Below are 25,368 nucleotides of genomic sequence, written 5' to 3' on the forward strand. Positions count from 1 at the left end.
TTACCGCTTCGGCCTCCCGGTCCCGGTCGTCGTGTGTCGTCAGGTCGGGCTCCCGTTCCGTATCTCGGCCACCTGGTCCTGCGCGTCATGCGGAGTAGAGGGGCGCCAGCGCGATGGTCGCCGCAGCAAGCGCCTCGGGTGCGACACCGAGCGCCACGAGGGCCACGCCCGTCGCCAGCACAGTCACTAGAGCCACCAGGTCGTACACGGAGCGACGGCTGGGGGTGTGCTGGGGCATGGTGACTCTCCTCTGGTGACGTACGTGACGGAGTCGGACTGCGACCCCCGACTGCAGCCCGGGTAGTGGAGATCACCGAACTGCGGCGAGGGTTGCTGGACGCTGAGGACCGTCGAGGAGGCGATGCAGCAGATCACCGCCTTGGAGCGGAAGTTTGCCGCAACCGGTACGCACCCGTCTCCTGACACGAAGGCGGAACAGTGGCAGGGGACGGAGTCGATCCCCGGCGTCACACCCGGTGTGGACGAAGCGGCGATGGTGAGGCAGGAGCTGCTTGGTCTAGACGTATCGGGACGTCGAATGACGGCCGCGCTGGAGCCGGCCATGGAGAGGCTGCTCGACGGGGAGCTCACCGGACGGTTCCGCTGGGAAAGTTCACCAAGTCGGAGAAGGCGATGGCGGGGCAGCCCGTCGCGAACCTGATGCGGCGCGATTTCCGGTTCGACACCAGCGGAGGGCTCGGCCTCCGGATCGCCGGGGTTGATATGGAACTCAAGGTGACGTCCGGTTCGACCTGGATCGTGTCGAGGGAAGCGCAGGGCCTGTGTGCATGCTGATCCGCTTGGACCACCGGAGGTGGCTGTGAAGCCTCGGGGTGGTGAGGGCGACCGAGGAGCTGCTGGTCGACGGCGTCAACAAGGACGGCAAGCGGAATCTGAGCCGTGCAGGACACGAGGCGATTGAATGGATCCACAAGGACAGCCGCCTGCCGGCGAACGTCCTGAACCGACTTCCTGCCTCCGATCTGCAGGCGATTCTTGCCCAGGCAAGCTGCCAGGGGCGGGTGAACGAACTGTTCCGCCTGGCGCAGCGTCAGCCGGTGACCCCTCCGGTCCTCGCCACGGTCGAGAGGCAGCGGGATGCGGCGCCCTTCCCCCGGAGTGGCCCGCTACGGGGGGCCTGCGGTGGTGCTGCGACAAGAGCCCCCATCGCCGGTCGCCGCGCGGCAGGCGGTGGCGGTACGTTGTGATTGGCTGACAAGGCCCTGAGCGCGGCAGAGTGAGTAACGGGGGAAGAGCCCTGGGGACGGCTTGTGGTCGCAGGGCGGTCGCAGTGCTGGGACCGGTCGCGAGGGCATGGGCGATGGCGTCGGCCACCACCGTCGCGAGGTCCGGTCGCAGGGCGAGCGCGGGGGCGAGTTGTCCGGCGTGGACCTGCCCGGCGAGGCGGCCTCGGACGGCGAGATTGGCCTACACCAGACCGGAGTTGTGGCGGGCCATGTGTTCGGCGAGGCGGTCGGCCCAGCCGCGTAGCCCTGTCACGTCGTCGCCGTCGCCGAGGGCCACGTACCGCGAGAAGGGAAACTGCGTGCCGGGCATGGCAGGGCCTCTGTTTCGGTGAGTGGGCGGGGGGGCCCGAAGCATCACGTCCCTGATGCGGCGGGTTCCCCGTCACGTGTCTCTGCCGCGCGTCGTTCGAGGATGCGGAGCGCGGTCTCGCCCCACTGGATGTTCTCCTTCTCGAAGGCCATGCCGCGCAGCAGGGTCAGGTACGGCCCGATGCGTTCGGCCTGTGCGCAGTACTCGTCCTCGGTGCGCCCCTTCAGGAGGCGTTCCTTCAGTCGTTCGTAGCGGGCGAGTTTGGCCGCCGCCCACTCCATGCGCTCGGTGATCGCCGCTCGTACGGCCTCGACGTCGCCCACGTCTGCGCACTGCACCTTGACCAGCAGCTCGTCGCGGATCGCCGTCGGCTTGCCGGGTGGTTCGGCGACGTAGGCGCGCACGGCCTCCACCCCGGCTTCGGTGAGCGAGAAGAGCCGCTTGTTCGGCCGGCGCTCCTGTTGGACGACTCGGGCGGAGATGAGCCCCTCGCTCTCCATGCGTTCGAGCTCCCGGTAGAGCTGCTGAGGGGCGGCCATCCAGAAGTTTGCGACGGAGGCGTCGAAGCCCTTGGCCAGGTCGTAGCCGGACGCCTCGCCTTCGAGGAGGGCGGCCATCACCGCGTTGCGCAATGCCATGAGGGCAGAATATCGCCTCGTTGACTAGTCATGGATATGACTATCAAGTAGCCTCCGCGGTGCCTAATCAATTTATTGACTAGAGGTGATGCCGTGCATCCGTTCCGCCAGGCCGTCGAGAACCGTGACGAGGCCGCCATCGAAGCCCTCCTCGCCGAGAACGTCGTCTTCACCAGCCCCGTCGCCTTCAAGCCGTACCCGGGCAAGGCGATCACCGCGGCGATCCTGCGCGGGGTGATGCGGATCTTCGAGGACTTCACCTACGTGCGGGAGATCGCGAACCCGGACGGCCGCGACCACGCCTTCGTCTTCACCGCGACCGTCGACGGCAAGCAGATCCACGGCTGCGACTTCCTCCACTTCGACGAGGAGGGGAAGATCGACGACTTCACCGTCATGGTCCGCCCGCTGTCCGCCGCCCAGGCACTCGCCGAGGCCATGGGGGCACAGTTCGAACGGATCGCCCGCGAGGCCATGTAGGCCACGCAGGCCACACAGGCTTCGGACGCTTCGGGGAGCCGAGATGCGGCCGAGGCGTGAGCGACGTCGACGTCGACGCCGTCGTCATCGGGGCCGGCACCGCCGGCCTCACGGCCGCCGCCACCCTCCAGCGCGCCGGGCTGCGCCACCTCGTTGCCCTGCCGCCGTCACGCCTCGTGGACGGAGCGCAGGAGGTGGTCGCGCACCAGCGTGACATGCGGGTTCATCGACGCGCCGGGGCGCTGGACCAGGAAGCCGGTGTTGATCGGTGGGTCGTCCGGCTCGTTCAGGAGCACCAGAGCACCTGAGAGCAGCTCGTCGGCGCACAAGTAGCGCGGCAGCACGCTGAACCCGGCGCCGCCGACGACAGCCTCTTTGACCGCCCTCAGGTCGGGCACGGTGACGGTCGGACTGCAGGTCAAGCGCCTGCCGAACACGTGGCGCCAGTAGCGGCGGACGATCGGCACATCCTCGGCGTACGAGACGAGGGGCACCCCGTGCAGCACGGCGGGGCCCTCGGTTGCCAGGCCTGAGCCGATCCGTTCGGCCCATGCGGGGGCGGCGACCAGGACGAACTCCTCGTCGCCCAGCGGCACGGAGGCGAGCGTGCGGCCGCGTGGGCGCAAGGTGGCCACCACCAGGTCGTGCCGGCCCGCGCGCAGCGCGTCCAGCAGGTCGTCGGTGAGGCCGAATGTGATGCGCAAGCGCACGCCCTTGCCGACGAGCGGGGCGAGCGTCGGCATCACGCAGTGCGTGAGGTACTCGGCAGGCCCAGCCAGGTGCACAGGCTCCGCGTCACCCCCGCCGAAAAGTGTGCCGGCGCCGCTGACGGGGCCGAGGGCGTCCAGCGGCTCCATGACGCGCGCGGCCAGCTCGTCCGCGAACGGCGTCGGCACGACACCGCGTGACAGCCGCTCGAACAGCTCCCGTCCCAGCCGGCTCTCCAGAGAGCGGATCTGTGTCGTCACCGTCGGCTGGGACAGGCCCAGCGTCCGGGCGCCCGCGGTGAAGGCGCCGGCCCGGTACACCGCGAGGAACGTCCGCAGCAGATTCAGATCGAGAAGGCCGCCGCCGTGGGCCGGCAGTATTCCCGGCCTCCCATTGAAATCCCTATCTCTCACATGTAAGAGCCTATTGGATTTCGATGGATGAGGGTTCTACCTTCGACGACATCGCCGCACTGACGCACTGACGCACTGAGCACAAAGTGTCAGAGCTCCGGAAACGCCGGAGAGGCGGCGACATAACGTTCCCGATCCTGTACGGCCTGTATCGCCCCGTACGGGACCCGCACCCTCGGAGAACCCCCTCATGTCGAAGATCCTCTTTGTCCTCACCGGCGCCGACCACTGGACCCTGGCCGACGGTACGAAGCACCCCACCGGCTTCTGGGCCGAGGAGGCGGTCGCCCCGTACGAGGCTTTCAAGGCGGCCGGCCACGAGATCGTCGTCGCCACCCCCGGCGGCGTCGTGCCCACCGTCGACAAGGGCAGCCTGGCGCCCGCCATGAACGGCGGCGAGGAAGGCGCCGCCAAGATCACGGCCGCCCTCGCCTCGTTCACCGAACTGCAGTCCCCGATCCGCCTGGCGGACGTGCACCTCGACGACTATGCCGCCGTCTTCTACCCCGGTGGTCACGGCCCCATGGAGGACCTGGCCGTCGACGCCACCTCCGGCGAGGTGCTGACCCTTGCGCTGGAGTCCGGCAAGCCGCTCGGTGTCGTCTGCCACGGCCCGGCCGCGCTGCTCGCCGCCACGAAGGCCGACGGCACGAACTCCTTCCAGGGCTACGACGTGGCCGCGTTCACCAACGAGGAGGAGACCCAGGGCGGCTTCGCCGACAAGGCGAAGTGGCTGCTCCAGGACCGCCTCACCGAGGCCGGCGTGAACGTGAAGGCCGGCGAGCCGTGGGCGCCGAACGTGGTCGTCGACCGCAATCTGGTCACCGGCCAGAACCCGGCCTCCTCCGCCCCGCTCGCCGCCGAGCTGCTCAAGAAGCTGGCCTGAGCACCATGGGCACCGGCCGGCTCGACGAGGTCCTCGACGCGACGTACGACTGCCTGACCCGGTACGGCGTGCGGCGCACCACGATGGACGACATCGCGGCCACCATGGGCGTCTCCCGGTCCGCGGTCTACCAGTACGTCCGCAACAAGGACGACGCCTTCCGGCGGCTCGCCGGGCGGCTGCACGAGCAGGCGCTCGCGCGGGCCCGCCGGGCAGCGGCCGACACCACCCTCCCGTACGCCGCCCGCATCCAGGGCATCCTCGCAGCCAAGCTCGAACTCGTCCTCGAGCTGCACGGCGACTCCCCGCACATGGCCGAACTCCTCGACGACAAGGCACGCCTCTTCGGCGGGATCTGCTCCGCCTTCACCGCCGAGCTGCGCCGCCTGCTCACCGGTCTCTTCGCCGAGGCGGGCACTGCCGAAGGGGTCGAACCCGCCGAGGCCGCAGACATCTGCATCGCTCTCGTCATCGGCCTGGAGGGCGCGGCAGCCGCGCGGCACTTGCTGCCACTGGCGTCCGATGCCCTTGCGGCCGGCCTCCTCGGCGTACCCGCCCCCACCGTGACCGCGGGCAGCTGACCTTCCCGTCCGCCTCCCACCCGGCACCTCCCCTCAGGATCGTCATGCCTTTTTCCAGCCGTGAATGGCACCTCGTCGCCCGCCCCGTCGGCGAGCCCACGACCTCCGATGTCGCGCTCGAGACGGCCACCGTGCCCGAACCGGGCCCCGGCTCAACCTGCGCGGCATGAACGTCAGCGACCACTTCCACCTCGTGCCGGACTTCGCCCAGAAGGTGGGCGGCTGGCTCGCGGACGGTTCCCTCGTCGCCGATGAGACGGTTGTCGACGGCATAGAGAACGCCTTCGAGGCCTTCCAGGCCATGATGCGCGGCGCCAACACCGGAAAGATGCTCGTCCGCCTCCCGCGGGGCTGAGCCCGCCGGGCCCCTGAAAGCCGGCCGGTGTCGACCGCGCCGCCTCAAACCGGCTCCACCCCCACTTTCTCGCCTGGCGCCAGGCCGCCGACCGGTACGCCGAGCCCGGCAGCCAGGTCAACCACAGCGCCGACCTGCTGGTCAGCGCCTGCTGAGCAGCAACAGGAGTACCACCGCAATGTCTGACATCGAAGCCCTCGTCGCGTCGCTGCGGGCCACGTTCCGCTCCGGCAGGACCAAGCCCCTCGCCTGGCGCCGCGCTCAACTGATCGCGCTGCGCGCCCTGTTCACCGAGAACCGGGACGCCATCGCCGACGCCCTCCACGCCGATCTCCGCAAGCCGCGCCGCGAGGCGTACGCCGCCGAGGTCGACTTCCCCATCCGCGAGATCGACCACACCCTCGCCCACCTGGAGGAGTGGCTCGCCCCCGAACCGCTCGGCTCCGAGTCCCTGACCGGGCTGCCGGAGGGCACGACCGCCGCAACGCACTACGAACCGCTGGGCACCGTGCTCGTCATCGCGCCGTGGAACTACCCGGTCCAGCTGTCGCTCGTCCCCGTCGCCGGGGCGCTCGCCTCCGGCAACACCGTGATCCTCAAGCCGAGCGAACTCGCACCGGCAACCTCGACGCTGATGGCCCGCCTCGTACCGCAGTACCTCGACCCGGAAGCGGTCGCCGTCGTCGAGGGCGCCGTGCCCGAGACCACCGAGCTCCTCGCCCAGCGCTTCGACCACATCTTCTACACGGGCAACGGCACCGTCGGCCGCATCGTGATGCGCGCGGCCGCCGAGCACCTCACGCCCGTCACGCTCGAACTGGGTGGCAAGTCCCCGGTGTTCGTCGACCGCGACACCGACATCGACACCGTCGCGGCACGCCTCGCCGATGCCAAGTTCCGCAACGCGGGCCAGACGTGCGTCGCCCCCGACTACGTCCTGACCGACCCGGCCACCGCCCAGCGCCTCGCATCCGCACTGGCCGAGGCCGTCGAGCGCCTCTTCGGCAGCGACCCGCAGACGTCGGACGCCTACGGCCGCATCGTCAACCAGCGCCACTTCGACCGGATCGCCGCCCTGCTCGACTCCGGCACCCTCGCCTTCGGCGGCCGGACCGACCGCGACGACGTCTACATCGCACCCACCGTCCTGACCGGGGTGCAGGCCGAGGACCCGGTCATGCAGGAAGAGATCTTCGGTCCCGTCCTGCCGATCGTCGAGGTCGCCGGCCTGGACGAAGCCATCGCCTTCATCAACGACCGCGACAAGCCCCTGGCCCTGTACGGCTTCACCGAGAACGAGACCACGCGCGCCCGCCTCGCCGCCGAGACATCGTCCGGAGGCCTCGGATTCGGCCTGCCCATGGCCCACCTCCGCGTCCCCGACCTGCCCTTCGGCGGCGTCGGCGAGTCCGGCCTCGGCAGCTACCACGGCCCCTACTCCATCGCCACATTCAGCCACCGCCGCGCCCGGCTCGACGTACCACTGAACTGACCCCATTGCCGTGATGTCCGGCCTGCGGTTCGCGCAAGCCATCGAGGTGTCCCTCGTCGGGGTGAGGTGGCGCGTGGCTGCTGGGCGTGGGGGAAGGCTGGTGCCGCTGTGGGGACTTTGCGTGTCCGACGGAAAAGGGGGAAGTCGTGATTCGGATCTTCCGGGCCCGTGCCTTCGCTGCGGTGAGCGTCCTGGCCCTCGCAGCGTCCGCGACCGTCACCACCCTCACCACCAGCACTCCGGCGTACGCCGCCGACACCTTGCTGTGCTGTGACCAGGTCGTCGATGCCAACAATCCAGCCCCGCAGAACGTTGCCGGTCTCCTCGGTGTCGACGTCTCCCGCACCGTCGGAGAAGTCGGCCTCCAGTGCACGCCGATGAGCTCGGTGGGCGGTGCCGGTAGGTGTAACGCCCATCCTGTCGTCTGTGCGAGCAACAACCTCGACGGGATCATCGCGACAGGGTGCAGGCCGGGCAACGTGGGCGTGTGACCCCGCTCGTCGGGCCGGCCGCGAGGTAGCCCGCGTGGGGGAGGCGGATCGTTCGTGCGGATGAGGTGCGTCGGCGCGCGGCGGGGGAGGGTCGGATCATGTCGATCTCTCCTCACCTGGGCAAGTGGCCCGGGCGGGTTGCTGCGGCGTGGGGAGTCCTGTTCGCGGTGCCCAGTTTTGTCTGGGCGTCGGGCAGCACCTTCGGTGCGCAGTCGACGGTGTCGCCGTCGTTGGTGAGGCTCGCTCGCGACGGAGTGCCGTGGTTCCTCGCCGTCCTGGTGGTGACCGGTGTGCTGAAGCTGTTCGGGGCGCTGGTCGGCATCGGTCTGACGCGGCCGCGGGGCTCGCGGGTCAGCCGGCTCCTGGTGTTCTGCGGGGGTGGCGCTGCGGTGCTGCTCGCCTGGCACGGCGGCCTGTTCGTGGTCCACGGTGTGCTGGCCGAGGCCGGTGCCGTCCCTGTCGAGCCGGATCTGGCCGGGCTGACTCGCTGGTACCTCTACCTGTGGGGGCCGTGGTTCGTCGCAGGTGGTCTGGCCTTCGCCGCGGCGACCGCGCTGTACGTCCGCCACGGCGCCGGCGACCGGCGCACGCTGCGGTTCCTCGGAGCGGTGGGCGCGTTCGGGTCGCTGGCTCTGTCCGTGGCCTCGACCGCCACCGGCATCGGGTGAGAACGTAACCGCGAGCCGGCAAACGCGTTGGTCCGCCCGGCGGGGGTGACTGGGCCCGTCTCCCCGGACGACAGGAAGGCGCAGGCGTGCCCGTACCGCTGCACCGTGACCCGCAACGCACCCGTGAGGCGATCACCCGGTGGCTCGTCGAGCGTTTTCCGGGCGACGGGACCCCCACCCTCGGGCCCGTGAGCAGCCCTGTCGAGACGGGGTTCAGCGGGGAGACGCTGCTGTGCGACGCGACCTGGAGGAACCCCCGGGGGCGGCGCGTGGTCCGGCCGCTGGCGATCCGGGTGGCGCCCGTCACCCACCGTCTGCTGCCGGAATCCCCCTGGCACCGCCAGCTCAGGCTCCAGGAGCTGCTGGCCGGGACCGACGTACCCGTCGCCAGGATGTACGGGAGCGAAGCATCCGGTGAGCTTCTGGGCGGCCCCTTCGTCGTCATGGAACGGATCCGTGGGCGGGTGCCGGGGGACATCCCTTCCTATCACCGTTCCGGCTGGCTCGCGGAGCTGCGCCCGGCCGACCGCGCCCGCGTCTGGCACGGCGGGCTGGAGCTGATGGCACGGCTCCACCGGCTGGATGCCGGCGGTGCGCTCGACCTGTCCTTCCTCGGCCCGGCCGGCATCCGTCACCAACTCGGCGAATGCCTGGCGCGCGTGACGTTCTACGGCGTCCGGGACGCCCCCGTCGTCACGCGCGCCGGCGACTGGTTGCGGGCCCACCTCCCGGAGGAGCCCGACCCGCCGCGGCTGCTGTGGGGTGATGCCCGGATCGGCAACATCATCTACTCCGGGGCGACGCCGGTCGCCCTCCTCGACTGGGAACTCGCCACGCTCGGCGCCCCGGAGAGCGACCTCGCGTGGTACCTGTTCGCCGACCGCTACCTGAGCGAGGGCATCGGCGTACCCCGGCTCGCCGGCCTGCCGAGCCGGGAGGAGACCGTCACCGCCTACTCCTCCCTCCTCGGCCGGCCCCTCCGCGACTTCACCTTCTACGAGGTGTACGCCGCCTACCGGTTCACCCTGTTCACGTCCCGTGTCACACGCCTCATGGAGCGCACGGGCATCACATGGCCCAACGGACAGACGCCGTACGTACAGAGTGCGGCGCTGCTCGCAGAAGTGCTGGACGACGCCGCCGGCCGGGCCTACGCCCGCCCCGGCGCCGGCCTCACCACGTGACCGGCAGCCCCGCCGGCATGATGGCCATGCGGTTGGGGTGCCACGGCACCTCCTCCGCCGGGACCGCCAGCCGGAGGTCCGGGAGGTGGTCCAGCAGGACGCGGAACGCCGTCTCCGACTGGCGGCGGACCAGGTGGGCGCCGGGGCAGTGGTGGCGGCCGTAGCCGAAGCGCAGGTGGGGGTTGGGGGAGCGGGACGGGTCGAAGGCGTCCGGGTCGGCGAAGGCCGCCGGGTCGTAGTTGGCCGCGTCGAGGGACAGCAGGACCATCTCGCCCTCGCGTACACACGTGCCGCCCAGCTCCATGTCCTCCGTCACGAAACGGGGGATCGCGTTGCCCAGCACCACGCTGTACCGCAGCAGCTCCTCCACGCACTGCGGCAGGGTCTCCGGCCGGGCGCGTACGGCGTCCATCACCTCCGGGCGCTGGAGCAGGTTGAGCGCCGCCACGCCCAGGAAGCTCGCGAAGTCCTCGTAGCCGCTGACGAACAGCACGGAGACGATGTTCGACAGCTGCTCGTCGGTCAGTCCCCGGCCGCTCTCGTTCAGGTCCGCGAGGCGGTCCACGAGTCCGCGCGGCCGGCCGGGGGTGCGGCCCGCCATGTACTCGTGCATGTAGACACGGATCTCTTCCCAGTTCTTGGCCAGCTCCTCCTGCGTGGGCGTCACCATCGTCAGGTCGAGGTCCGCCCGCACGGCGAGCCACGCGTGGTCCTCGAAGGGCAGCCCCAGCACCCGGCACATGCACTGCGCGGCCACCCATTCCGCGAAGTGGCGCTGGAGGTCTCCCGGGCTGCCCTCCCGGACCATGGCGTCCAGGCCCTCCCGCGTGACCTCGGCGACCCAGCTGGCCGGCAGCTCCGGCTGGTTGCGGCCCAGCGCCTTGAGGACCTCGTCGCGCAGCCCCGCCCGCTGGAGGTGGTTCATGGCGTCCAGCAGCTCGGGCGCCAGGATCGGCGTGTCCTGGGCCGGCCCCTCCGGATCGGCCAGGACGGACCGTGCGAACCGCCGTTCGCGCAGGACGTGCTGGGCCAGTTCGTAGCCGGTCACCAGCCACGCCTCGCCGCCGGAGTTGGTGCTGACCCGGGCCACCGGGCAGCGGCCCCGCAGCTCGCCGAGTTCCGGGGCGAGACGGTCGCCCTTGGTACTGAACGGGTAGTGGGGGAGCGGCGTTTGCGGTGCCTGGGAAGCCTGCGGTGTGGTCACGGGATCACGGGGCCTTTCTCGTAAAAGGGGGCTTGCAAGGGGACTGCACCTTCACCAGCGCACCGGCAGGACGGCCGGGGCCCGCAGCGGCGTCGACTCGTCCCATGGGACCGACTCCGCCGGCACCGCCAGCTCGATGCCCGGCAGCCGCTCCAGCAGCACCTCGATCGTCGTGGCCAGCTGCATCCTGGTCAGGTTCCCGCCGGTGCAGGCGTGCGGCCCGTGCCCGAAGGCGACGTGTGCGTTGGGCGTACGGGTCAGGTCCAGGCGGTCGGGGTCGGTGAACGCGGCGGGGTCGCGGTTGGCCGAGGCGGGCACCGGGATCACCGCGTCACCCGCCCGGATGTGCTGCCCGTGCAGCGTGAAGTCCTCCTGCGCGACGAGGATGTTGATGGCGTTCATCAGCGGTACGTAGCGCAGCAGCTCCTCCACCGCCGTGCCCATCCGCTGCGGCGCGGCCCGCAGCTCGCGCAGCTGCTCGGGGTGCGTGAGCAGGGTGAACAGGGCGTTGCCGGTGTGCTGGATGTTGGTCTTGTAGCCCGCCATCAGCATGGTGACGACGAAGCTGACCACGTCGTCCCGCGCCAGTTCGCTGCCCGGCCGGCGGCTCTCGGCCAGCAGCAGCTGGATGTAGTCCGCGTCCCCGTCCGCGCCTCCGTCCTCCTTCTCCTTCCGGGAGATGAGGTCCTCGGCGTAGTCCTGGAGCGCGTACAGCGCCGCCAGCACTTCGTCCATCGACAGCCCGGCGGCGCCGAGCAGCGTGAGGGTGTGCGGCAGGTAGATGTCGCGGTCCTCGTGCGGCAGTCCCGTCGTCTCGCACAGCACCCGCAGCGGGAGCGGATCGACGTACGCGGCGACCAGGTCGGCCGTGCGGTCCTCGGCCGACGCCACCATCGCGTCGATGAGCTCCTCGGCGACGGCCCGGATGCGCGGCACCATGAACTCCAGGCGGCGCCGGCCGAAGAGCGGCAGCACCGTGCGCCGTACGCGCTCGTGGTGCTCGCCCGTCATCTCCAGGAACGTCGGCAGGCACGGCGGCGGTGCGTCGGGGCCCTCGCGGGGCGGCCAGGCGGACAGCAGCGGGCGGACGAGGCGGGGGTCGGCGAATGCGGCCCGTACGTCCTCGTAGCGGCTGAGCAGCCAGCCCGTCTCGCCGTTGGGCAGCTGGGCCTTCACCACGGGCTGCTCGGCGCGCAGCCGTGCGTAGCCGCAGGGCGGGCCGGCGGTGCCCGGCTCGACGGCCGGGACCGGGACGAGTTCCTCGGGAGCGGTCATGCGCCGGCCTCCGTTCCGGGGTGTGCGGCGCCTTCCGTGGGCCGCGGGATGTAGCCCGAGGTGAAGAAGAACTCCAGGTAGCGGTCCAGCAGTTCGGAGTCGACCGGCGGGCAGTGCAGGCCGCTGCCGGCCAGCGCCTCCTCCGCGTTGGTGCGGCCCAGGACCGGGAAGACGCCCTTGAGGTACATCTCCTTGACCGACATGTCGGCCTTGCGGCTGCGGTCCACGCACAGCGAGACGAACGGGGCCGTCGCGCTGGTCGGGTTCTTGGCGACGTGCCGCACCAGCTCGCCCACCCACTCGGCGTACGGCAGCATCCGTATGGAGAAGCCGGCGGCGCGCATCCGGTCGAGGACGTCGCCGAGGACCGCCGGGTGCGGGTTGGTGAGGTGGTGGACCCGCCACGGGTCCGGGGCCGGGTGCGTGGCGATGTGGACGACGGCCTCGGCGAGGTGGTCGACGGGGACGAAGTCCATCGGCAGCTCGATGTCGGGCGCGAGGCCCGTCTCGGCGATCGTCTTGAACAGCGAGCAGATGGCCGTCTCGGTGTTGCAGGCGCCGGTCGCGCGGTCGCCCGTCACCTCGTACGGCCGGTGGACCGCCACCGGCAGGCCCTGTTCCGCCGCCCGCCGCAGCACCTCCTCGGCGACCCACTTGCTCTCCGCGTAGCCCATGGTGAGCCCGTCGGCGTGGGCCAGCGGCATGTCCTCGTCCACCTTGTCCACCCCGGCCGTGCCGAAGCCGGCGACGACGGCGACGGTGGAGATGAAGTGGACGGGCACGCGGCGCGGTGCCGCCAGCCGGACGATGGTGCGGGTGCCCTCGACGTTGGGCGCGCGCAACTCCTCGTACGGGTAGAGGAAGTTGACGCGGGCGGCGTTGTGCACGATCAGGTCCAGGCCGGCGGACAGCTCCGCGGCGTGCTCGGCGGGCAGGCCGAGGCCGGGTTCCGTCAGGTCCGCCGGGAAGCACTCCACGCGCTGCCACGCGGCCTCGTCCAGGTGCAGCCCGTAGCGGCCGAGGGTGTTGCGGACGCGCCGGGCGGCGTGCGCGCGGCTCGACGCCCGTACGGGGCAGTGGATGCGCGCCGGCGTCATGCGCAGCAGCCGGTCGAGGAGGAACGCGCCGACGAAGCCGGAGGCGCCGGTGAGCAGGATGTTCCGGGGGTCCTCGGGGCGCGGGGCGGGGCCCTGCGCGGGCGGCAGGTCGAAGCCGAGCTCGCTCTCGCGCTCGAAGTCGACCGTCGGGCCGGCCGGGCCGGTCTGCCCGGGGCCGCCGCCGTCGGCGCGCAGGGCGCGGACGGCCGCCCCGAAGCCCTCCAGGGTGGGCGTGGCCAGCAGGGCCCTGATCAGGGTGGAGCCCAGCGCGGCGTCGAGGCCGAGCACGGCGAGGGTGCGGGTGACGGCCTCGGAAGCGAGCAGCGAGTCGCCGCCGAGCTCGAAGAAGCCGTCCTGCGGGGTGGGGCGGACGCGGAGCACCTGGTGCCACACCTCGGCGAGGACGTCGAGCAGCCCTTCGACGGTGGCGGGGCCGGACCCGGTGGTTGCGGCGTCGTCAGGGATGGGGGGCGTGGGCCGGGGTGCGGCGGCCTTCAGGCGCGCCCGGTCGACCTTGCCGCCGCTGGTCACCGGCAGGTGGTCCATGGCCACCAGCGCCGGCACGGCCTGGGCGGGCAGCCACTCGGCGCAGTAGGCGCGGATGCCGGGCAGGTCCAGGGCGTCTCCGGGCGCGGCAGCGGTGACGTAGGCGGTGAGGGCGTCCCCCTCCAGCTCCACGACGGCCTCGCCGATCCCGGCGTGGGCCCGTAATCGCGCCTCGACCTCGTCCAGTTCGACGCGTATGCCGCGCAGTTTCACCTGGCGGTCCAGGCGCCCCCGGTACTCCAGCAGCCCGTCCGCGCCCAGGACGACCCGGTCACCGGTCCGGTACAACCGGCCGAGCGGGCCGTGCGGTTCCCCGGACGGCAGGTGGACGAACCGCTCTGCGGTCAGCCCGGCGTCGCCCAGGTAGCCCAGGGCCAGGCCGTCCCCGCCGACGTACAGCTCACCCTCCTCGCCCGGCGCGGCGGCCGAGCCGTCGGGGCGCAGGACGTGGCAGACGGTGGCGCCGAAGGGGCGGCCTATCGGGACGTGCGTGGCATCGGCGGGCAGCGGGCGCACCACGTGGGCGGTGGAGACGACGGAGTTCTCCGTCGGGCCGTAGAAGTTGACCAGGGTGATGCCGGGGCACGCGGCGAGGATCTCGTTCGCCAGCCGGGGGTCCATCGCCTCGCCGCCGGCGGAGACGAAGCGCAGCGGGGCCAGGGCCTCGGGCCGGGTGCGGGCGACGAGGTGGAGGACGCTGGTCGTCAGGTACGCCACGGTCACGCCCCGGGTGCGGAACAGCTCCTCCAGCGCGGCCGGCGACAGCAGCTCCTCACGGTCCGCCAGGACGAGGCAGGCGCCGGTCAGCAGCGCGCCCCAGATCTCGATGGTGGAGGCGTCGGAGGACAGGCCGTAGCCGTGCAGCACGCCGTCGCCGGGCCCCGGCGGGAGCAGCTCGCGGTCGGAGAGCACCAGGCGCGCCACACCGCGGTGCGGGATCGCCACCGGCTTGGGGCGGCCGGACGAGCCGGACGTGAACACCACGTAGGCGCAGTCGGCGGCGGAGACGCCGGCCGGGGCGGCTACGGGGGTGCGGGCGGGTGTCCCGTCGGCGACGGGGGCGACGGCGTCCAGCTCCAAGCGGACGCTCAGCCCGCGCACCGGGCCGGCGCTGCCCGGCAGCACGACGGCCGCGCGCAACCCGGCGTCCTCGGCCATGGCGCGCAGCCGGGCCGGCGGCAGGTCCTCGTCGAGGGGGACGTAGGCGCAGCCCGCCTTGAGGATGCCCAGCAGCGCGACCAGCGCCTCCAGGGAGCGGCTGCCGCACACGCCCACCGGCGTGCCGGGCTCGACGCCCCGGTCGAGGAGGTGCGCCGCGAGGGCGTCGGAGCGGGCACCGAGCTCGCCGTAGGTCAGCGTGCGGTCGCCGTGCCGCGCCGCGAGCGCCTGGGGACGGGCCGCTGCCTGCTCCTCGAACAACTCGGGGAGACGCCGGTCGCGGGGGTAGGCGCGCGCCCAGGCGTACGCGTCGTGCGCGTTGTTCGCGTCGTACGGGCGATCGTGCGGCGTCCGGGCGGAAACATCGATGTCTGCCATGAAGACCTGTTCACTCGAAGTGCGGGGGGTGTCATGTCATCCATGCCGTGCTGTGCGTGGTGGAAGGTCAGCCTTCCGAGCCGGCCGGTTCGGCCTGGCCGTTCTCCGCGAACTCGGCGGCGAACGCGGCGAAGTTCGCGGTGCGCCAGTGCTGCGGGCGCATGCGGAAGGTGATGTCGTCCTTCAGCTGGTCCGCCGTCGCGTCGAGATAGGCGCTCGCCTCGTCGGGGTCGAGGTAGCGGCGGGCCATGGCCTCGCGCAGCGCGGGGTCGACCGGGTCGGCGACGGAGGTGATGGGGCCCTCCACGCTGACGTACCGGTACGGCCGGCTCTCGTCCTGGGCGCAGAGGCTGAAGCGGCCGGCGGCGCGCAGCATGCGGGCCTTGACGGTGTCCCGGCCGGTCTGCACGACGACCTCGCCGCCGGGCTCGTAGTGGTACCAGACCGGCACCAGCAGCGGCGCGCGGTCGCCACGGGTGTCGGTGACGCCGAGCACGCCGATGCGCGGCTCGGCGAGGAAGCGTTCGCGTTCGTGGTGCGGCATGACGGGCAGCATGAGGCGGCTCCCTGGGTCGATGAGTCGATGGACCGACGCGTCGATGGGTCGGCGATGGCGAAAACAGTGGTTTTAAGGGGACTTACCGCTAGTAATCAGGCCATGACCGGTAATCGGCGGAATGAGCCTGTACGTTCGCCATGCATCTGTCAACCATCGGCATCGTTCCCCGGCCAGTCACCGCGCCCGCGCCGGCCGGACGGCGCCGGGAGCAGCGCGGAGGCCACCAACGTGACCAGCAACAACGCGGCTTCCGCAGCCAGCGTGATCTGCATGGTTCCGGTGTAGCCGGAAGAGGCCGCCGGCCCGGGGCCCCCGGCCTCCGCCGTGGCGGTCGTCGCCGGGATCCGGCCGCCGAGCGCCGAGAAGAACACCGTGCCCAGCACCGCGCTGCCCAGCGCGCTGCCGAACTGCTGCACCGCGGTCAGCGTCCCGGCGGCCGAACCCGTCTCGTGCGGCTCGACGGCGGCCAGCACCGTCTGGAAGAACGGGCCCATCACCAGCCCCGTCCCCAGGCCGACGACCACCAGCGCCGGGGCGCCCTGCCACACCGTGGCGTGCGCACCGGCCGACCGCAGGACGTACGCGAACACGCCCACGCCGAGGGCCATCACCACGATCCCGGCCTGGACGAGCGGACGCCCGTACCTGCTCAGCGCCCCCGAGCCGTCCAGCACCTGGATCACCGCGAAGCCGGCGACGGTGCCGGCGGACCACGGCAGCACGGCGAGCCCCGCCTTCAGTGGCGAAGCGCCCAGCCCCGACTGGAAATAGAGGCTGAGCACCAGCGAGAGGCCCGCGATGGCGGCGAACAGCGCGGCACCGGTCACCAGTCCGCCCGAAAACGCTCGCTTGCGGAAGAGCGCCGGCACCACCAGCGGGTCGCCGCCACGGCGCACGACGCGCCCCTCGTACCAGCCGAAGACGCCGAAGAGGGCCACTCCGGCCGCCACCGACACGAAGGTCCACGCCGGCCAGCCCAGTTCGCGCCCCTGGACGAGCGGGAGGACGACCGGCAGCGCGGCGGCCGAGGCCAGGACGGCACCCACCAGATCCAGCCGCGTCGCAGCCGTCGGCCCCGAGGGCGGGAGGAACCGCCGGCCGCCGAGGAACGCCAGCAGGCCGAGCGGCAGGTTGACGAGGAACACCGTGCGCCAGCCCGCCCCGAACCAGTCGGCGCTCACCAGCCAGCCGGCCAGCACCGGGCCGCCCACGTAGGACAGCCCCATCACCGGCCCGTACATGCCCAGCGCCCTGCCGAGCTCCCGGCCGTGGAACATCTCCTTGATGAGGCCGAGCCCCTGGGGGATCATCACCGCCCCGAACAGCCCCTGGAGCCCGCGCGCCCCGACCAGCATGCCCGGCGACACGGCCGCCGCGCACAGCAGCGAAGCGGCGGTGAAACCGGCCGCGCCGGCCAGGAACGTCCGCCGGCGTCCCATGACGTCGCCCAGCCGCCCGCCCGTGATCAGCCCGACGGCCATGGCGAGCGCGTAGGCGGCTCCCAGCCACTGGGTGATGCCGGCCCCGCCGCCCAGGTCGGCCCGGATCGCCGGTGCCGCGACGGAGGCCACGAGGGAGTCGAGCATGTCCATCGCCTCCCCGGACAGGAGCACCCACAGCGCCGCCCACCGCCATTGGTAGGGCGGCGGCGCGAGCGCGGCGGAGGGCCCGCCGGGGGCGGACAGGGTCAGGTCATCGGCGCGGGGCTCGGGCATGAAAAGGATCTTTCCCAGGAACCGGGGGAGCGAGGCGGACTCGGCGACGGTTGGCGGGAAGCGATCCACCAGGGGTACGTAGGGGGTGCGCAGGGGGTTCCTCAGGGGGTTTCCCAAGGGTGGCGTCGTTGTGGCCGAAACGCGCCCTGGCCCCGCACAGGGATCTTCCGGCTAGGGTGACGGTGCAGCCGGTTCGCCCTGCTCGCCAGGCAGGCGCGTCGCAAGAGGGAACCCGGTGGGAATCCGGGACTGCCCCGCAGCGGTGAGCGGGAACGACCGCCGTCATACGCACTGGGCCCGCACGGGCCCGGGAAGCGACGGCCAGTAGGGGTCTGCCCGGCAGACGTGCCCGCGAGTCCGAAGACCTGCCGCTGCCCGCGCGCGAACGGTCGCGCGCGGCCATCCCGGTGACCTCGAGGGCGGGTCGGCGTACACAGGTGCGGTTCAGCGGGCGGGCACGCGTACGACGGTGGTGTCCCGGCCGGGCCTGTCGTCCCCCTTCGCGCCCTCGTCACGTCCCCGGGGCCTCGGCAGAGACTCGCGAAGGAGAGCTCCGTGACCAGCACGTCCGCAGCCGCGGCAGCACGCGCCACCGTCCACGGCTACCCCCGCCAGGGCCGCAACCGGGAACTGAAGAAGGCCGTCGAGGGCTACTGGAAGGGCCGCGTCACCGCCGGCGCCCTCCACCGGACGGCCGCCGAGCTGCGCCGCGAGAACTGGCGGCAGCTCGCCGAGGCCGGCGTCCACGAGGTGCCGACCGGCGACTTCTCGTACTACGACCACGTCCTCGACACCAGCGTCATGGTCGGCGCGGTCCCCGCCCGGCACCGCGCCGCCGTCGCGGCCGACGCCCTGGACGGCTACTTCGCCATGGCCCGCGGCACCCAGGAGGTGGCGCCGCTGGAGATGACCAAGTGGTTCGACACCAACTACCACTACCTGGTGCCCGAGCTCGGCCCCGACGCCGTCTTCACCACGCACTCCGCCAAGCAGGTCACGGAGCTGAAGGAGGCCCTCGCCCTCGGCCTCGCCGCCCGCCCCGTCGTCCTCGGGCCCGTCACCTACCTCCTCCTGGCCAAGCCCGCGCCCGGCGCCGCCCCCGGTTTCGCACCGCTCACCCTCCTCGACCGGCTGCTGCCCGTGTACGCCGAGGTCCTCGCCGACCTGCGGGCCGCCGGGGCGGCGTGGGTGCAGCTCGACGAACCCGCCCTCGTCCAGGACCGCACGCCCGCCGAGCTGAACGCCGTCGCCCGCGCCTACCGCGAGCTGGGCGGCCTCACCGACCGGCCGAAGCTGCTCGTCGCCTCCTACTTCGACCGCCTCGGCGAGGCCCTGCCGGTCCTGGCCAAGGCCCCCGTCGAGGGCCTCGCGCTCGACTTCACCCGGTCCGCCGCCGCCAACCTCGACGACCTCGCCGCCGTCGGCGGCCTGCCCGGCAAGCGCCTCGTGGCCGGCGTCGTCGACGGCCGCAACGTGTGGACCAACGACCTGGAGAAGTCCCTCGCCACCCTGGGCACGCTCCTCGGCCTCGCCGGCCGGGTCGACGTCGCCCCCTCCTGCTCCCTCCTGCACGTGCCCCTCGACGTCACGGCCGAACGCGACATCGACCCGCAGGTCCTCCGCTGGCTCGCCTTCGCCCGGCAGAAGGCCCACGAGGTCGTCACCCTCGCCAAGGGCCTCGCCCACGGCACCGGCGCCATCGCCGCCGAACTCGCCGCCAACCGCGCCGGCCTCGCCTCCCGCGGGGGCTCCGCCCTCACCCGCGACCCGGCGGTCCGCGCCCGCGCCGCCGCCGTCACCGACGCCGCCACGCACCGCTCGCAGCCCTACGCCGAACGCGCCGCCGCCCAGCGCGCCCACCTCGGGCTGCCGCTGCTGCCGGTCACCACCATCGGCTCCTTCCCGCAGACCACCGGCCTGCGCACCGCCCGCGCCGACCTGCGCGCCGGACGCATCGGCAGCGCGGCGTACGAGGAGCTCGTCGAGGCGGAGATCCGCGAGGTCGTCTCCTTCCAGGAGAAGGCGGGCCTCGACGTCCTCGTCCACGGCGAGGCCGAGCGCAACGACATGGTGCAGTACTTCGCCGAGCAGCTCACCGGCTACCTGGCCACCCGGCACGGCTGGGTCCAGTCCTACGGCACCCGCTACGTCCGCCCGCCGGTCCTCGCCGGCGACGTCTTCCGCCCCGCCCCGATGACGGTCCGCTGGACCCGCTACGCCCGGTCCCTCACCCGGCGGCCCGTGAAGGGCATGCTCACCGGCCCGGTCACCATGCTCGCCTGGTCGTTCGTCCGCGACGACCAACCACTCGCCGACACCGCTTGCCAGGTCGCCCTCGCCCTGCGCGACGAGGTGCACGACCTGGAGGCCGCCGGCACCCCGGTGATCCAGGTGGACGAGCCGGCGCTCCGCGAGGCCCTGCCGCTGCGGGCCGCCGACCGCCCGGCGTACGTGGCGTGGGCGACCGAGGCGTTCCGCCTCGCCACGAGCGGCGTCCGGCCGGACACCCAGATCCACACCCACATGTGCTACGCCGAGTTCGGTGACGTCCTGGCGGCCATCGACGCCCTCGACGCCGACGTCATCAGCCTGGAGGCCGCCCGCTCGCACATGCAGGTCGCCGCCGAGCTGGCCGCCGCCGGCTACCCGCGCGAGGTCGGCCCCGGCGTGTACGACATCCACTCGCCGCGCGTCCCCGCCGTCGCCGAGGTGACGGAGCTGCTGCGGACGGCCCTGACCGCCGTCCCCGCCGACCGCCTCTGGGTCAACCCCGACTGCGGCCTGAAGACCCGCACCTGGCCCGAGGTCCGCGCCGCCCTCGACCACCTCGTCCAGGCGGCCCGCATCCTGCGCGAGGAGCTGGGGCACCGGGCACCCTGACCCCGGGAGCCGGCGGACCGGACCGGCCTGCCCTGCCGGCGGCGACCGGTTCCGGCCGGAGGTTCCTGGGTACGGCTGGGGGAGCGAGGCTTTCCACGGAGGTGGCGCGGATGACGGAGGAGCCGGGGCCGGGGCCGTTCCCCACGATGACGGCGGCGGTCCAGGAGACGTACGGCCCGGCCGACCTCGGGGCCACTCCGCTGTTCGGCGGCGGTTTCATCAACTTCGGCCACTGGGAGGGCATCCCTCTCGACCCCTTCCCGGACGCGGCGGACCGGGCCCGCAGCCAGCAGGCCCTGTACCACCGGGTGCTCGCCTCGCTCGGCCCCACCCGGGGCCTGAGCGCGGTGGAGGTGGGGTGCGGGCTGGGTACAGGCTGTGCCCTGGCGCTCGAAGCGTACGGGGTCGCGCAGGTCACCGGCGTCGACATCCATCCCCAGCAGCTCGACCGGGCCCGCCGCGCCCACGCCGGGCTGCTGGCCGGCGGCACGGAGCGGCTGCGGTTCGTGCGGGGCGCGGCGGAGAGCATGCCGTTCGGCGACGCCGCGTTCGACCGTCTGTACAGCGTCGAGGCCGCCCAGCACTTCCGGGACCTCGACGCGTTCGCGCAGGAGGCGGCCCGCGTCCTGAAGCCCGGCGGCCGTGCCGCCGTCAGCAGCTTCTTCGTGCCCGACGCCGACCCGGCCCGGCCCGCGCAACTGGCCGGGCTGCTCGACACGTTCGCCACCGGCCTGGACGTGGCCCACAGCGTCCCGGAACTCACCGGATGCCTGGAACGGGCCGGGCTGACGGACGTCCGCGTCACCTCGATCGGCGCCGCGGTGTGGCCCGGCTGGGACCGCTGGCTGTCGGCCACGTGGGAGCCGGGCACCTGGCCGCGCAACTTCCTGCGGTCCTATCGCGAGGGCCTCCTCGACTACTACACGGTCACCGCTGCCCGGCCCGCGCCCGTCACGACACCAGGGGACCGTCCTCCAGCTCCGTCAGCCTGACCGTGCACAGGCCGCCGCGTTCCGTCCGGACGTCCGTGACCTTGAGCTGGGTGCCCGGCAGGAGGATGTACTCCTCCTCCTCGGTGAAGGCGGAGAAGTCGCGGATGCCCACGGCACGGACCGGGGTCACCTCGAACAGGGTCCGTCTGCCGCGGCTGCCGAGGAACGCGCGCGCCACGTGGAGCTTCGGTGTGCACGAGGACACACCCCACCAGGTGACCGTCCTGCCCGGCGGGTACTGGGCGCGCAGGTCCAGCGACACGCCGCGCCACAGCGGCTCGGTACGGGCGGGCAGCCCGGAGACGGCCGAGAACAGCAGGCGGAGGTACGGGAGGTAGGGGGTGAGCCGGGAGCGGTCCGGGGTGCGCAGGATCGCGTTGATCTCCCGGTAGAACGCGGACTCGCACGTGTAGAGGTGGAGGGCGGCGATCGCGTCCGCGGACAGGCCGCCAGGCGCCGCGTCCGCCCGCCGCTTGCCGAACTCGTGGGACCGCCGGACGTGCCCGTCGAGCCCGGCCAGCACCTGCGCGACCGGCCCGGTCGCGTCGCGGAAGTCCATGAGCGGCGTGTCGAAGACCCCCGTGACGGCGGGGAGGACGAGCCCCTCGTCCTTCACGCTCGACAGCCGCTCCAGGTACAGCTGGTGCAGCTCCATGGTGGAGGTGATGAACGCACCCATGCGCGCCGCCACGTCGCGGTCCGTGCCGCCACCGTCGTCCGCCGGCTCGTTCCACCCCTTGGCCGGCAGCCAGTCGACCGCGTCGGCGCCCAGCGACGCGAGGGCGTCGTTGACCACGGCGAAGTGGTCGCCGTCGCAGAAGACGTCGCCCTGTGCGGCCGGGTTGCAGTGGTCGATGTGCCGGACCTCGACGCCGGGGTACTTCTCCTGGAGCCGCAGGACCACCTTCTTCAGGTTCCGCGCGTGCGCGCCCCACCAGGCGAAGACGACGCCACGGTCCTCCTCGTCCGCGTCCTGCTTGGCCTTGAGGATCTCCTCGACGATCCGCTCGACGGCCGGCCGCCAGAAGGCGGTGTGCCGGTCCGTCGCCGTCGACCCGTCGCTGCTCGCGGTCAGCGCGGCGTTCAGCAGCAGCACGCCCTGCGTGAGCATCGCCTGGAACCACTCCGGCGGCTGGACGGTGTCCCGCTCCTTCAGCAGCGCGCGGACGTCCGCGATCGGCGTCTTCTTGGCGATGCCGTACTTCCACATCGCCGCCGCCTTGATGATGCAGCGGATGCTGACGACCCGGCCGAACTGGCTGTCCTTCCAGTCGTGGAAGGTGTTGTCGAACATGGCGATGCCGGTCGCGCTCTCCGGCCGCGGGTACGGGTTCTGGCCGAAGACGACGACCTTCCACTTGTGCGGTGGATGCGGCTTGAGCGCCTGGAAGGTCAGTTCGCGGACGGGAACGACGTCCGGGCCCCGCCCGGGGCCGATGAAGTCCGCCGCGCCGGGCTGTGCCTCGATGACGGGCCGCAGCAGCGGAAGCCACGGTTCCCCACCGCCCTTGAACAGGTCGGCGAGGGCCAGCGGGTCGTGCGCGCCGGGCGCACCGGGCGTGGACGAGGTGGTCGCATCACTCATGGCGGGGACGATAGGACAGGGCACTGACAGCCACCGGGGGCGTGCTTCTGACGGACCCTCTGTCAGTGGTGCGGGCTAGCGTTCCGGTCAGCCGAGTGGCCTTCCGATCGGAGTGAACCATGACCGAGTACCCCGTGCCGTCCCCGCTCAGGGTCGTGCTGACCGACATCGACACCGCGGTCGTCGAGGCGTGGCGGGCGGCCTTCGCCGACCACCCGGAGATCGAGATCCGCCGGGGCTCGATCCTCGACGAGGCCGTCGACGCGTGGGTCAGCCCCACCAATTCCCGCGGCCGGATGGACGGCGGCGTCGACGCGGCCGTCAAGCGGCACCTCGGGGCCGGCATCCAGCTGCGCGTGCAGCGGGCCATCCGCGACGGTTTCGCCGGGCGGCTCCCGGTGGGCAGCGCGGTGTGCGTTCCCTCCGGCGCCGTCACCCCGAAGTTCCTGATCTCGACGCCGACCATGGAGCACTCCGCGCAGAACGTGAGCGAGACCCTCAACGTGGCCCTGGCCTGCGCCGCCGCGTTCCAGGCCGTCCACCGGCAGAACGAGAGGGCGCCCGGCAGCATCCGGTCGGTGGCCCTCGTCGGCATGGGCGCCCGGACGGGCCGGGTGCCGGCCCGGGTGTGCGCGAACCTCATGTGGACGGGCTGGACGCTGTTCCAGGACCACCGTTTCGAGGACGACGACGAGTTGCGCAGCACCATCCTCGCGCAGCTCGACGACATCGAGAACGTGCCCCAGGACACGCGGGTCCGCATCACGCCGCCGCCCGCGCGCCCCGCCTCCCGCTCCCGCCGCCGCTGAGTGGCTGCACCCGGGTGACCACCCGGGTGACAACGCCGCCGACACCCCGCGCACACCGCACCGGTGTGCCCCGCGCCGCCCTTGAATGAGCCGGGACGCCCCCGGCACACAAGGAGTCACCCCCATGCGCGGTGTCATGATGCACGCCCCCGGCGACATCCGGGTGGAGCAGCGCGCCGACCCGGAGATCGTCGCCCCGACCGACGCGGTGATCCGCCTGTCGGCGACCTGCGTGTGCGGGTCCGACCTGTGGCCGTACCGCGGCATCGAACCCGTCGAGGGGCCGTCGCCGATGGGTCACGAGTACGTGGGCGTCGTCGAGGAGACCGGCAGCGAGGTGACGTCGGTCCGGCCCGGCCAGTTCGTGATCGGCTCCTTCTTCGCCTCCGACAACACCTGCGAGATCTGCCGGTCCGGCTACCAGTCGTCCTGCGTCCGGCGCGAACTGATGGGGCTGTACGGCGCCCAGGCGGAGCGGCTGCGCGTACCGCTCGCCGACGGCACGCTCGTCGCCACCCCCGAGGTCCCGCCCGACGACCTCGTCCCCGCCTACCTCGCCGCGTCCGACGTCCTCGGCACGGGATGGTTCGGGGCGCTCGCCGCCCAGGCCGGGCCCGGGAAGACGGTCGCCGTCGTCGGGGACGGCGCGGTCGGGCTGCTCGCCGTGCTGGCCGCGCGGCAGCTCGGGGCCGAACGGGTCGTCGCCATGAGCCGCCACGAGCCGCGCCAGAAACTGGCCCTGGAGTTCGGCGCGACCGACATCGTCACCGAGCGCGGCGACGAGGGCGTCGAACGCATCAAGGAGCTCACCGGCGGGCTGGGCGCGCACTCGGTCGTCGAGGCGGTCGGCACGCAGGAGTCGATGCTCCAGGCCATCCGCTCCACCCGCCCGGGCGGGCACGTCGGCTACGTCGGTGTCGCCCATGGCGTCGCCCTGGACGGGCAGGAGCTGTTCTTCTCCCACGTCCACCTGCACGGCGGCCCGGCACCGGTGCGCGCGTACCTGCCGGAGCTGATCGGCCTGATCCGCAACCGGACGATCGACCCCGGCAAGGTCTTCGACCTGACCCTGCCCCTGGACGAGGCCGCCGAGGCGTACCGGGCGATGGACGAACGCCGCGCCATCAAGGCCCTGCTGCGGGTGTGAGTGCGGAGGACGTCCCCGACGTGGCGCCGACGGCCCGCACGGCGGTGGCGTGGCTGCCGCCGCAGGAGCTGTGGCCCGCGATCCAGGACATCCGCTGGGAGCACGACCCGCAGGTACGGCGGTGGCCACCGCACGTCAACCTGCTCTTCGGCTTCGTGCCGGAGGAGGAGTTCGAGTGGGCGGTGCCGCTGCTCTGCGCCGCGGCGACGGACTGTGCGCCGTTCACGGCGCGGCTGGCCGGCGTCCGGTACTTCCGGCACCGGCACGACGCGACCGTGTGGCTGGACCCCGCCGCGGCCGGCGCGGCACCGTGGGCCCGGCTCCACCGGGCGCTGGAGCTGCGGTTCCCGCAGTGCCGCGGCCGCCGCGGCGGTTTCACGCCGCACCTGTCCCTGGGCCGCAGCCGGGACCCGCGGCGGCTGGCCGCGGAATGCGCCGCCCGGCTCGGCGCCCGGCCGGCCGTGGTGGAGGACGTCGTCCTGCTCTCCCGGCGCGGCGAGGAGCCGATGGAGCCCCGGGCCGTGATCACGCTGGGCGCGGGGGAGGTCCATCCGCCGCCCTAGCAACCGG

Annotated in this window: 24 protein-coding genes, 2 pseudogenes and 1 riboswitch; of the genes and pseudogenes, 16 read left to right on the forward strand and 10 right to left on the reverse strand. The window is 72.6% G+C overall.

Going from position 1 to position 25,368, the window contains the following annotated elements:
- Window positions 1–85: 85 nt before the first annotated feature.
- A complete protein-coding gene (locus IE305_RS03210; RefSeq protein ID WP_190127795.1) occupies window positions 86–238 on the reverse strand; it encodes a hypothetical protein in 153 nt (50 codons plus the stop codon).
- Window positions 239–633: 395 nt separating this feature from the next.
- On the opposite strand from IE305_RS03210, the gene IE305_RS33915 reads away from it, so the two are divergent.
- Both IE305_RS33915 and IE305_RS03220 read left to right on the forward strand, forming a co-directional pair.
- Window positions 634–795, forward strand: a complete 162-nt coding sequence (locus IE305_RS33915; RefSeq protein WP_190127796.1) for a hypothetical protein — start codon at window positions 634–636, stop codon at window positions 793–795.
- A gap of 41 nt (window positions 796–836) precedes the next feature.
- Window positions 837–1,208: a NaeI family type II restriction endonuclease gene (locus tag IE305_RS03220; protein WP_190127797.1), complete on the forward strand. Its 372-nt coding sequence runs from the start codon at window positions 837–839 to the stop codon at window positions 1,206–1,208.
- A 121-nt stretch (window positions 1,209–1,329) separates the two neighbouring features.
- Here the strand turns inward: IE305_RS03220 and IE305_RS03225 are convergent.
- Window positions 1,330–1,557 (reverse strand): annotated as a pseudogene (locus IE305_RS03225) (SGNH/GDSL hydrolase family protein); the annotation flags it as partial.
- 44 nt (window positions 1,558–1,601) lie between these two features.
- Window positions 1,602–2,195: a PadR family transcriptional regulator gene (locus tag IE305_RS03230; RefSeq protein WP_190127798.1), complete on the reverse strand. Its 594-nt coding sequence runs from the start codon at window positions 2,193–2,195 to the stop codon at window positions 1,602–1,604.
- 93 nt (window positions 2,196–2,288) lie between these two features.
- Here IE305_RS03230 and IE305_RS03235 point away from each other — a divergent pair, with 93 nt between their 5' ends.
- Both IE305_RS03235 and IE305_RS03240 read left to right on the forward strand, forming a co-directional pair.
- A complete protein-coding gene (locus tag IE305_RS03235; RefSeq protein ID WP_190127799.1) occupies window positions 2,289–2,675 on the forward strand; it encodes a nuclear transport factor 2 family protein in 387 nt (128 codons plus the stop codon).
- A gap of 56 nt (window positions 2,676–2,731) precedes the next feature.
- Window positions 2,732–2,866 (forward strand): annotated as a pseudogene (locus IE305_RS03240) (FAD-binding protein); the annotation flags it as partial.
- On the opposite strand, the gene IE305_RS03245 reads toward IE305_RS03240, so the two are convergent.
- Entirely contained in the window at window positions 2,843–3,796 is a 954-nt protein-coding gene (locus tag IE305_RS03245; protein WP_190127800.1) for a LysR family transcriptional regulator, read from the reverse strand. The pseudogene IE305_RS03240 and the gene IE305_RS03245 overlap by 24 nt on opposite strands.
- A 190-nt stretch (window positions 3,797–3,986) precedes the next feature.
- Here IE305_RS03245 and IE305_RS03250 point away from each other — a divergent pair, with 190 nt between their 5' ends.
- The 7 genes from IE305_RS03250 (at window position 3,987) to IE305_RS03280 (ending at window position 9,453) form a co-directional block, all read left to right on the forward strand.
- Window positions 3,987–4,682, forward strand: coding sequence for a type 1 glutamine amidotransferase domain-containing protein (locus IE305_RS03250; RefSeq protein WP_190127801.1), 696 nt, complete (start codon window positions 3,987–3,989; stop codon window positions 4,680–4,682).
- 5 nt (window positions 4,683–4,687) lie between these two features.
- On the forward strand, window positions 4,688–5,263 hold the full coding sequence (locus tag IE305_RS03255; protein ID WP_190127802.1) for a TetR/AcrR family transcriptional regulator: 576 nt from the start codon (window positions 4,688–4,690) through the stop codon (window positions 5,261–5,263).
- A 166-nt stretch (window positions 5,264–5,429) separates the two neighbouring features.
- A complete protein-coding gene (locus tag IE305_RS03260; protein WP_190127803.1) occupies window positions 5,430–5,618 on the forward strand; it encodes a hypothetical protein in 189 nt (62 codons plus the stop codon).
- 73 nt (window positions 5,619–5,691) lie between these two features.
- Window positions 5,692–7,110, forward strand: coding sequence for an aldehyde dehydrogenase family protein (locus IE305_RS03265; protein ID WP_190128192.1), 1,419 nt, complete (start codon window positions 5,692–5,694; stop codon window positions 7,108–7,110).
- 146 nt (window positions 7,111–7,256) lie between these two features.
- The gene (locus IE305_RS03270) at window positions 7,257–7,601 is read left to right on the forward strand and encodes a hydrophobin family protein (RefSeq protein ID WP_190127804.1); all 345 of its coding nucleotides are present in this window, start codon (window positions 7,257–7,259) and stop codon (window positions 7,599–7,601) included.
- Window positions 7,602–7,699: 98 nt separating this feature from the next.
- A complete protein-coding gene (locus tag IE305_RS03275) occupies window positions 7,700–8,269 on the forward strand; it encodes a DUF3995 domain-containing protein (protein ID WP_190127805.1) in 570 nt (189 codons plus the stop codon).
- Between the two features lie 188 nt (window positions 8,270–8,457).
- Window positions 8,458–9,453: a phosphotransferase family protein gene (locus IE305_RS03280; protein WP_190127806.1), complete on the forward strand. Its 996-nt coding sequence runs from the start codon at window positions 8,458–8,460 to the stop codon at window positions 9,451–9,453.
- Here IE305_RS03280 and IE305_RS03285 read toward each other — a convergent pair.
- From IE305_RS03285 to IE305_RS03305, 5 genes are all read right to left on the reverse strand, one after another.
- Window positions 9,443–10,657 (reverse strand): cytochrome P450, encoded by a 1,215-nt coding sequence (locus IE305_RS03285; RefSeq protein WP_190127807.1) that lies wholly within the window; start codon window positions 10,655–10,657, stop codon window positions 9,443–9,445. The genes IE305_RS03280 and IE305_RS03285 overlap by 11 nt on opposite strands.
- A 51-nt stretch (window positions 10,658–10,708) precedes the next feature.
- On the reverse strand, window positions 10,709–11,932 hold the full coding sequence (locus IE305_RS03290) for a cytochrome P450 family protein (RefSeq protein ID WP_190127808.1): 1,224 nt from the start codon (window positions 11,930–11,932) through the stop codon (window positions 10,709–10,711).
- Window positions 11,929–15,111, reverse strand: a complete 3,183-nt coding sequence (locus IE305_RS03295; RefSeq protein WP_190127809.1) for an amino acid adenylation domain-containing protein — start codon at window positions 15,109–15,111, stop codon at window positions 11,929–11,931. The genes IE305_RS03290 and IE305_RS03295 overlap by 4 nt, the downstream gene beginning before the upstream one ends.
- A 67-nt stretch (window positions 15,112–15,178) precedes the next feature.
- Entirely contained in the window at window positions 15,179–15,667 is a 489-nt protein-coding gene (locus tag IE305_RS03300; protein ID WP_190127810.1) for a pyridoxamine 5'-phosphate oxidase family protein, read from the reverse strand.
- Window positions 15,668–15,816: 149 nt separating this feature from the next.
- The gene (locus IE305_RS03305; RefSeq protein WP_190127811.1) at window positions 15,817–17,385 is read right to left on the reverse strand and encodes an MFS transporter; all 1,569 of its coding nucleotides are present in this window, start codon (window positions 17,383–17,385) and stop codon (window positions 15,817–15,819) included.
- Between the two features lie 163 nt (window positions 17,386–17,548).
- A riboswitch (cobalamin riboswitch) is annotated at window positions 17,549–17,772 on the forward strand.
- A gap of 168 nt (window positions 17,773–17,940) precedes the next feature.
- Here IE305_RS03305 and metE point away from each other — a divergent pair.
- Together metE and IE305_RS03315 are read left to right on the forward strand one after the other, a co-directional pair.
- On the forward strand, window positions 17,941–20,265 hold the full coding sequence (gene metE, locus IE305_RS03310) for a 5-methyltetrahydropteroyltriglutamate--homocysteine S-methyltransferase (RefSeq protein ID WP_190127812.1): 2,325 nt from the start codon (window positions 17,941–17,943) through the stop codon (window positions 20,263–20,265).
- Between the two features lie 110 nt (window positions 20,266–20,375).
- Entirely contained in the window at window positions 20,376–21,257 is an 882-nt protein-coding gene (locus IE305_RS03315; protein WP_229890479.1) for a class I SAM-dependent methyltransferase, read from the forward strand.
- On the opposite strand, the gene IE305_RS03320 is transcribed toward IE305_RS03315, so the two are convergent.
- A complete protein-coding gene (locus IE305_RS03320; protein ID WP_190127813.1) occupies window positions 21,217–22,842 on the reverse strand; it encodes an ADP-ribosyltransferase domain-containing protein in 1,626 nt (541 codons plus the stop codon). The genes IE305_RS03315 and IE305_RS03320 overlap by 41 nt on opposite strands.
- Before the next feature lie 119 nt (window positions 22,843–22,961).
- On the opposite strand from IE305_RS03320, the gene IE305_RS03325 reads away from it, so the two are divergent.
- From IE305_RS03325 to IE305_RS03335, 3 genes are all read left to right on the forward strand, one after another.
- Window positions 22,962–23,651: a macro domain-containing protein gene (locus tag IE305_RS03325; protein ID WP_190127814.1), complete on the forward strand. Its 690-nt coding sequence runs from the start codon at window positions 22,962–22,964 to the stop codon at window positions 23,649–23,651.
- 124 nt (window positions 23,652–23,775) lie between these two features.
- Window positions 23,776–24,798 (forward strand): zinc-dependent alcohol dehydrogenase family protein, encoded by a 1,023-nt coding sequence (locus tag IE305_RS03330; RefSeq protein WP_190127815.1) that lies wholly within the window; start codon window positions 23,776–23,778, stop codon window positions 24,796–24,798.
- Complete coding sequence (locus tag IE305_RS03335) at window positions 24,795–25,361, forward strand: 2'-5' RNA ligase family protein (protein WP_229890481.1); 567 nt, start codon at window positions 24,795–24,797, stop codon at window positions 25,359–25,361. The genes IE305_RS03330 and IE305_RS03335 overlap by 4 nt, the downstream gene beginning before the upstream one ends.
- Window positions 25,362–25,368: the final 7 nt, after the last annotated feature.

It is taken from the genome of Streptomyces mashuensis, from assembly GCF_014654785.1.
Lineage (GTDB): Bacteria > Actinomycetota > Actinomycetes > Streptomycetales > Streptomycetaceae > Streptomyces > Streptomyces mashuensis.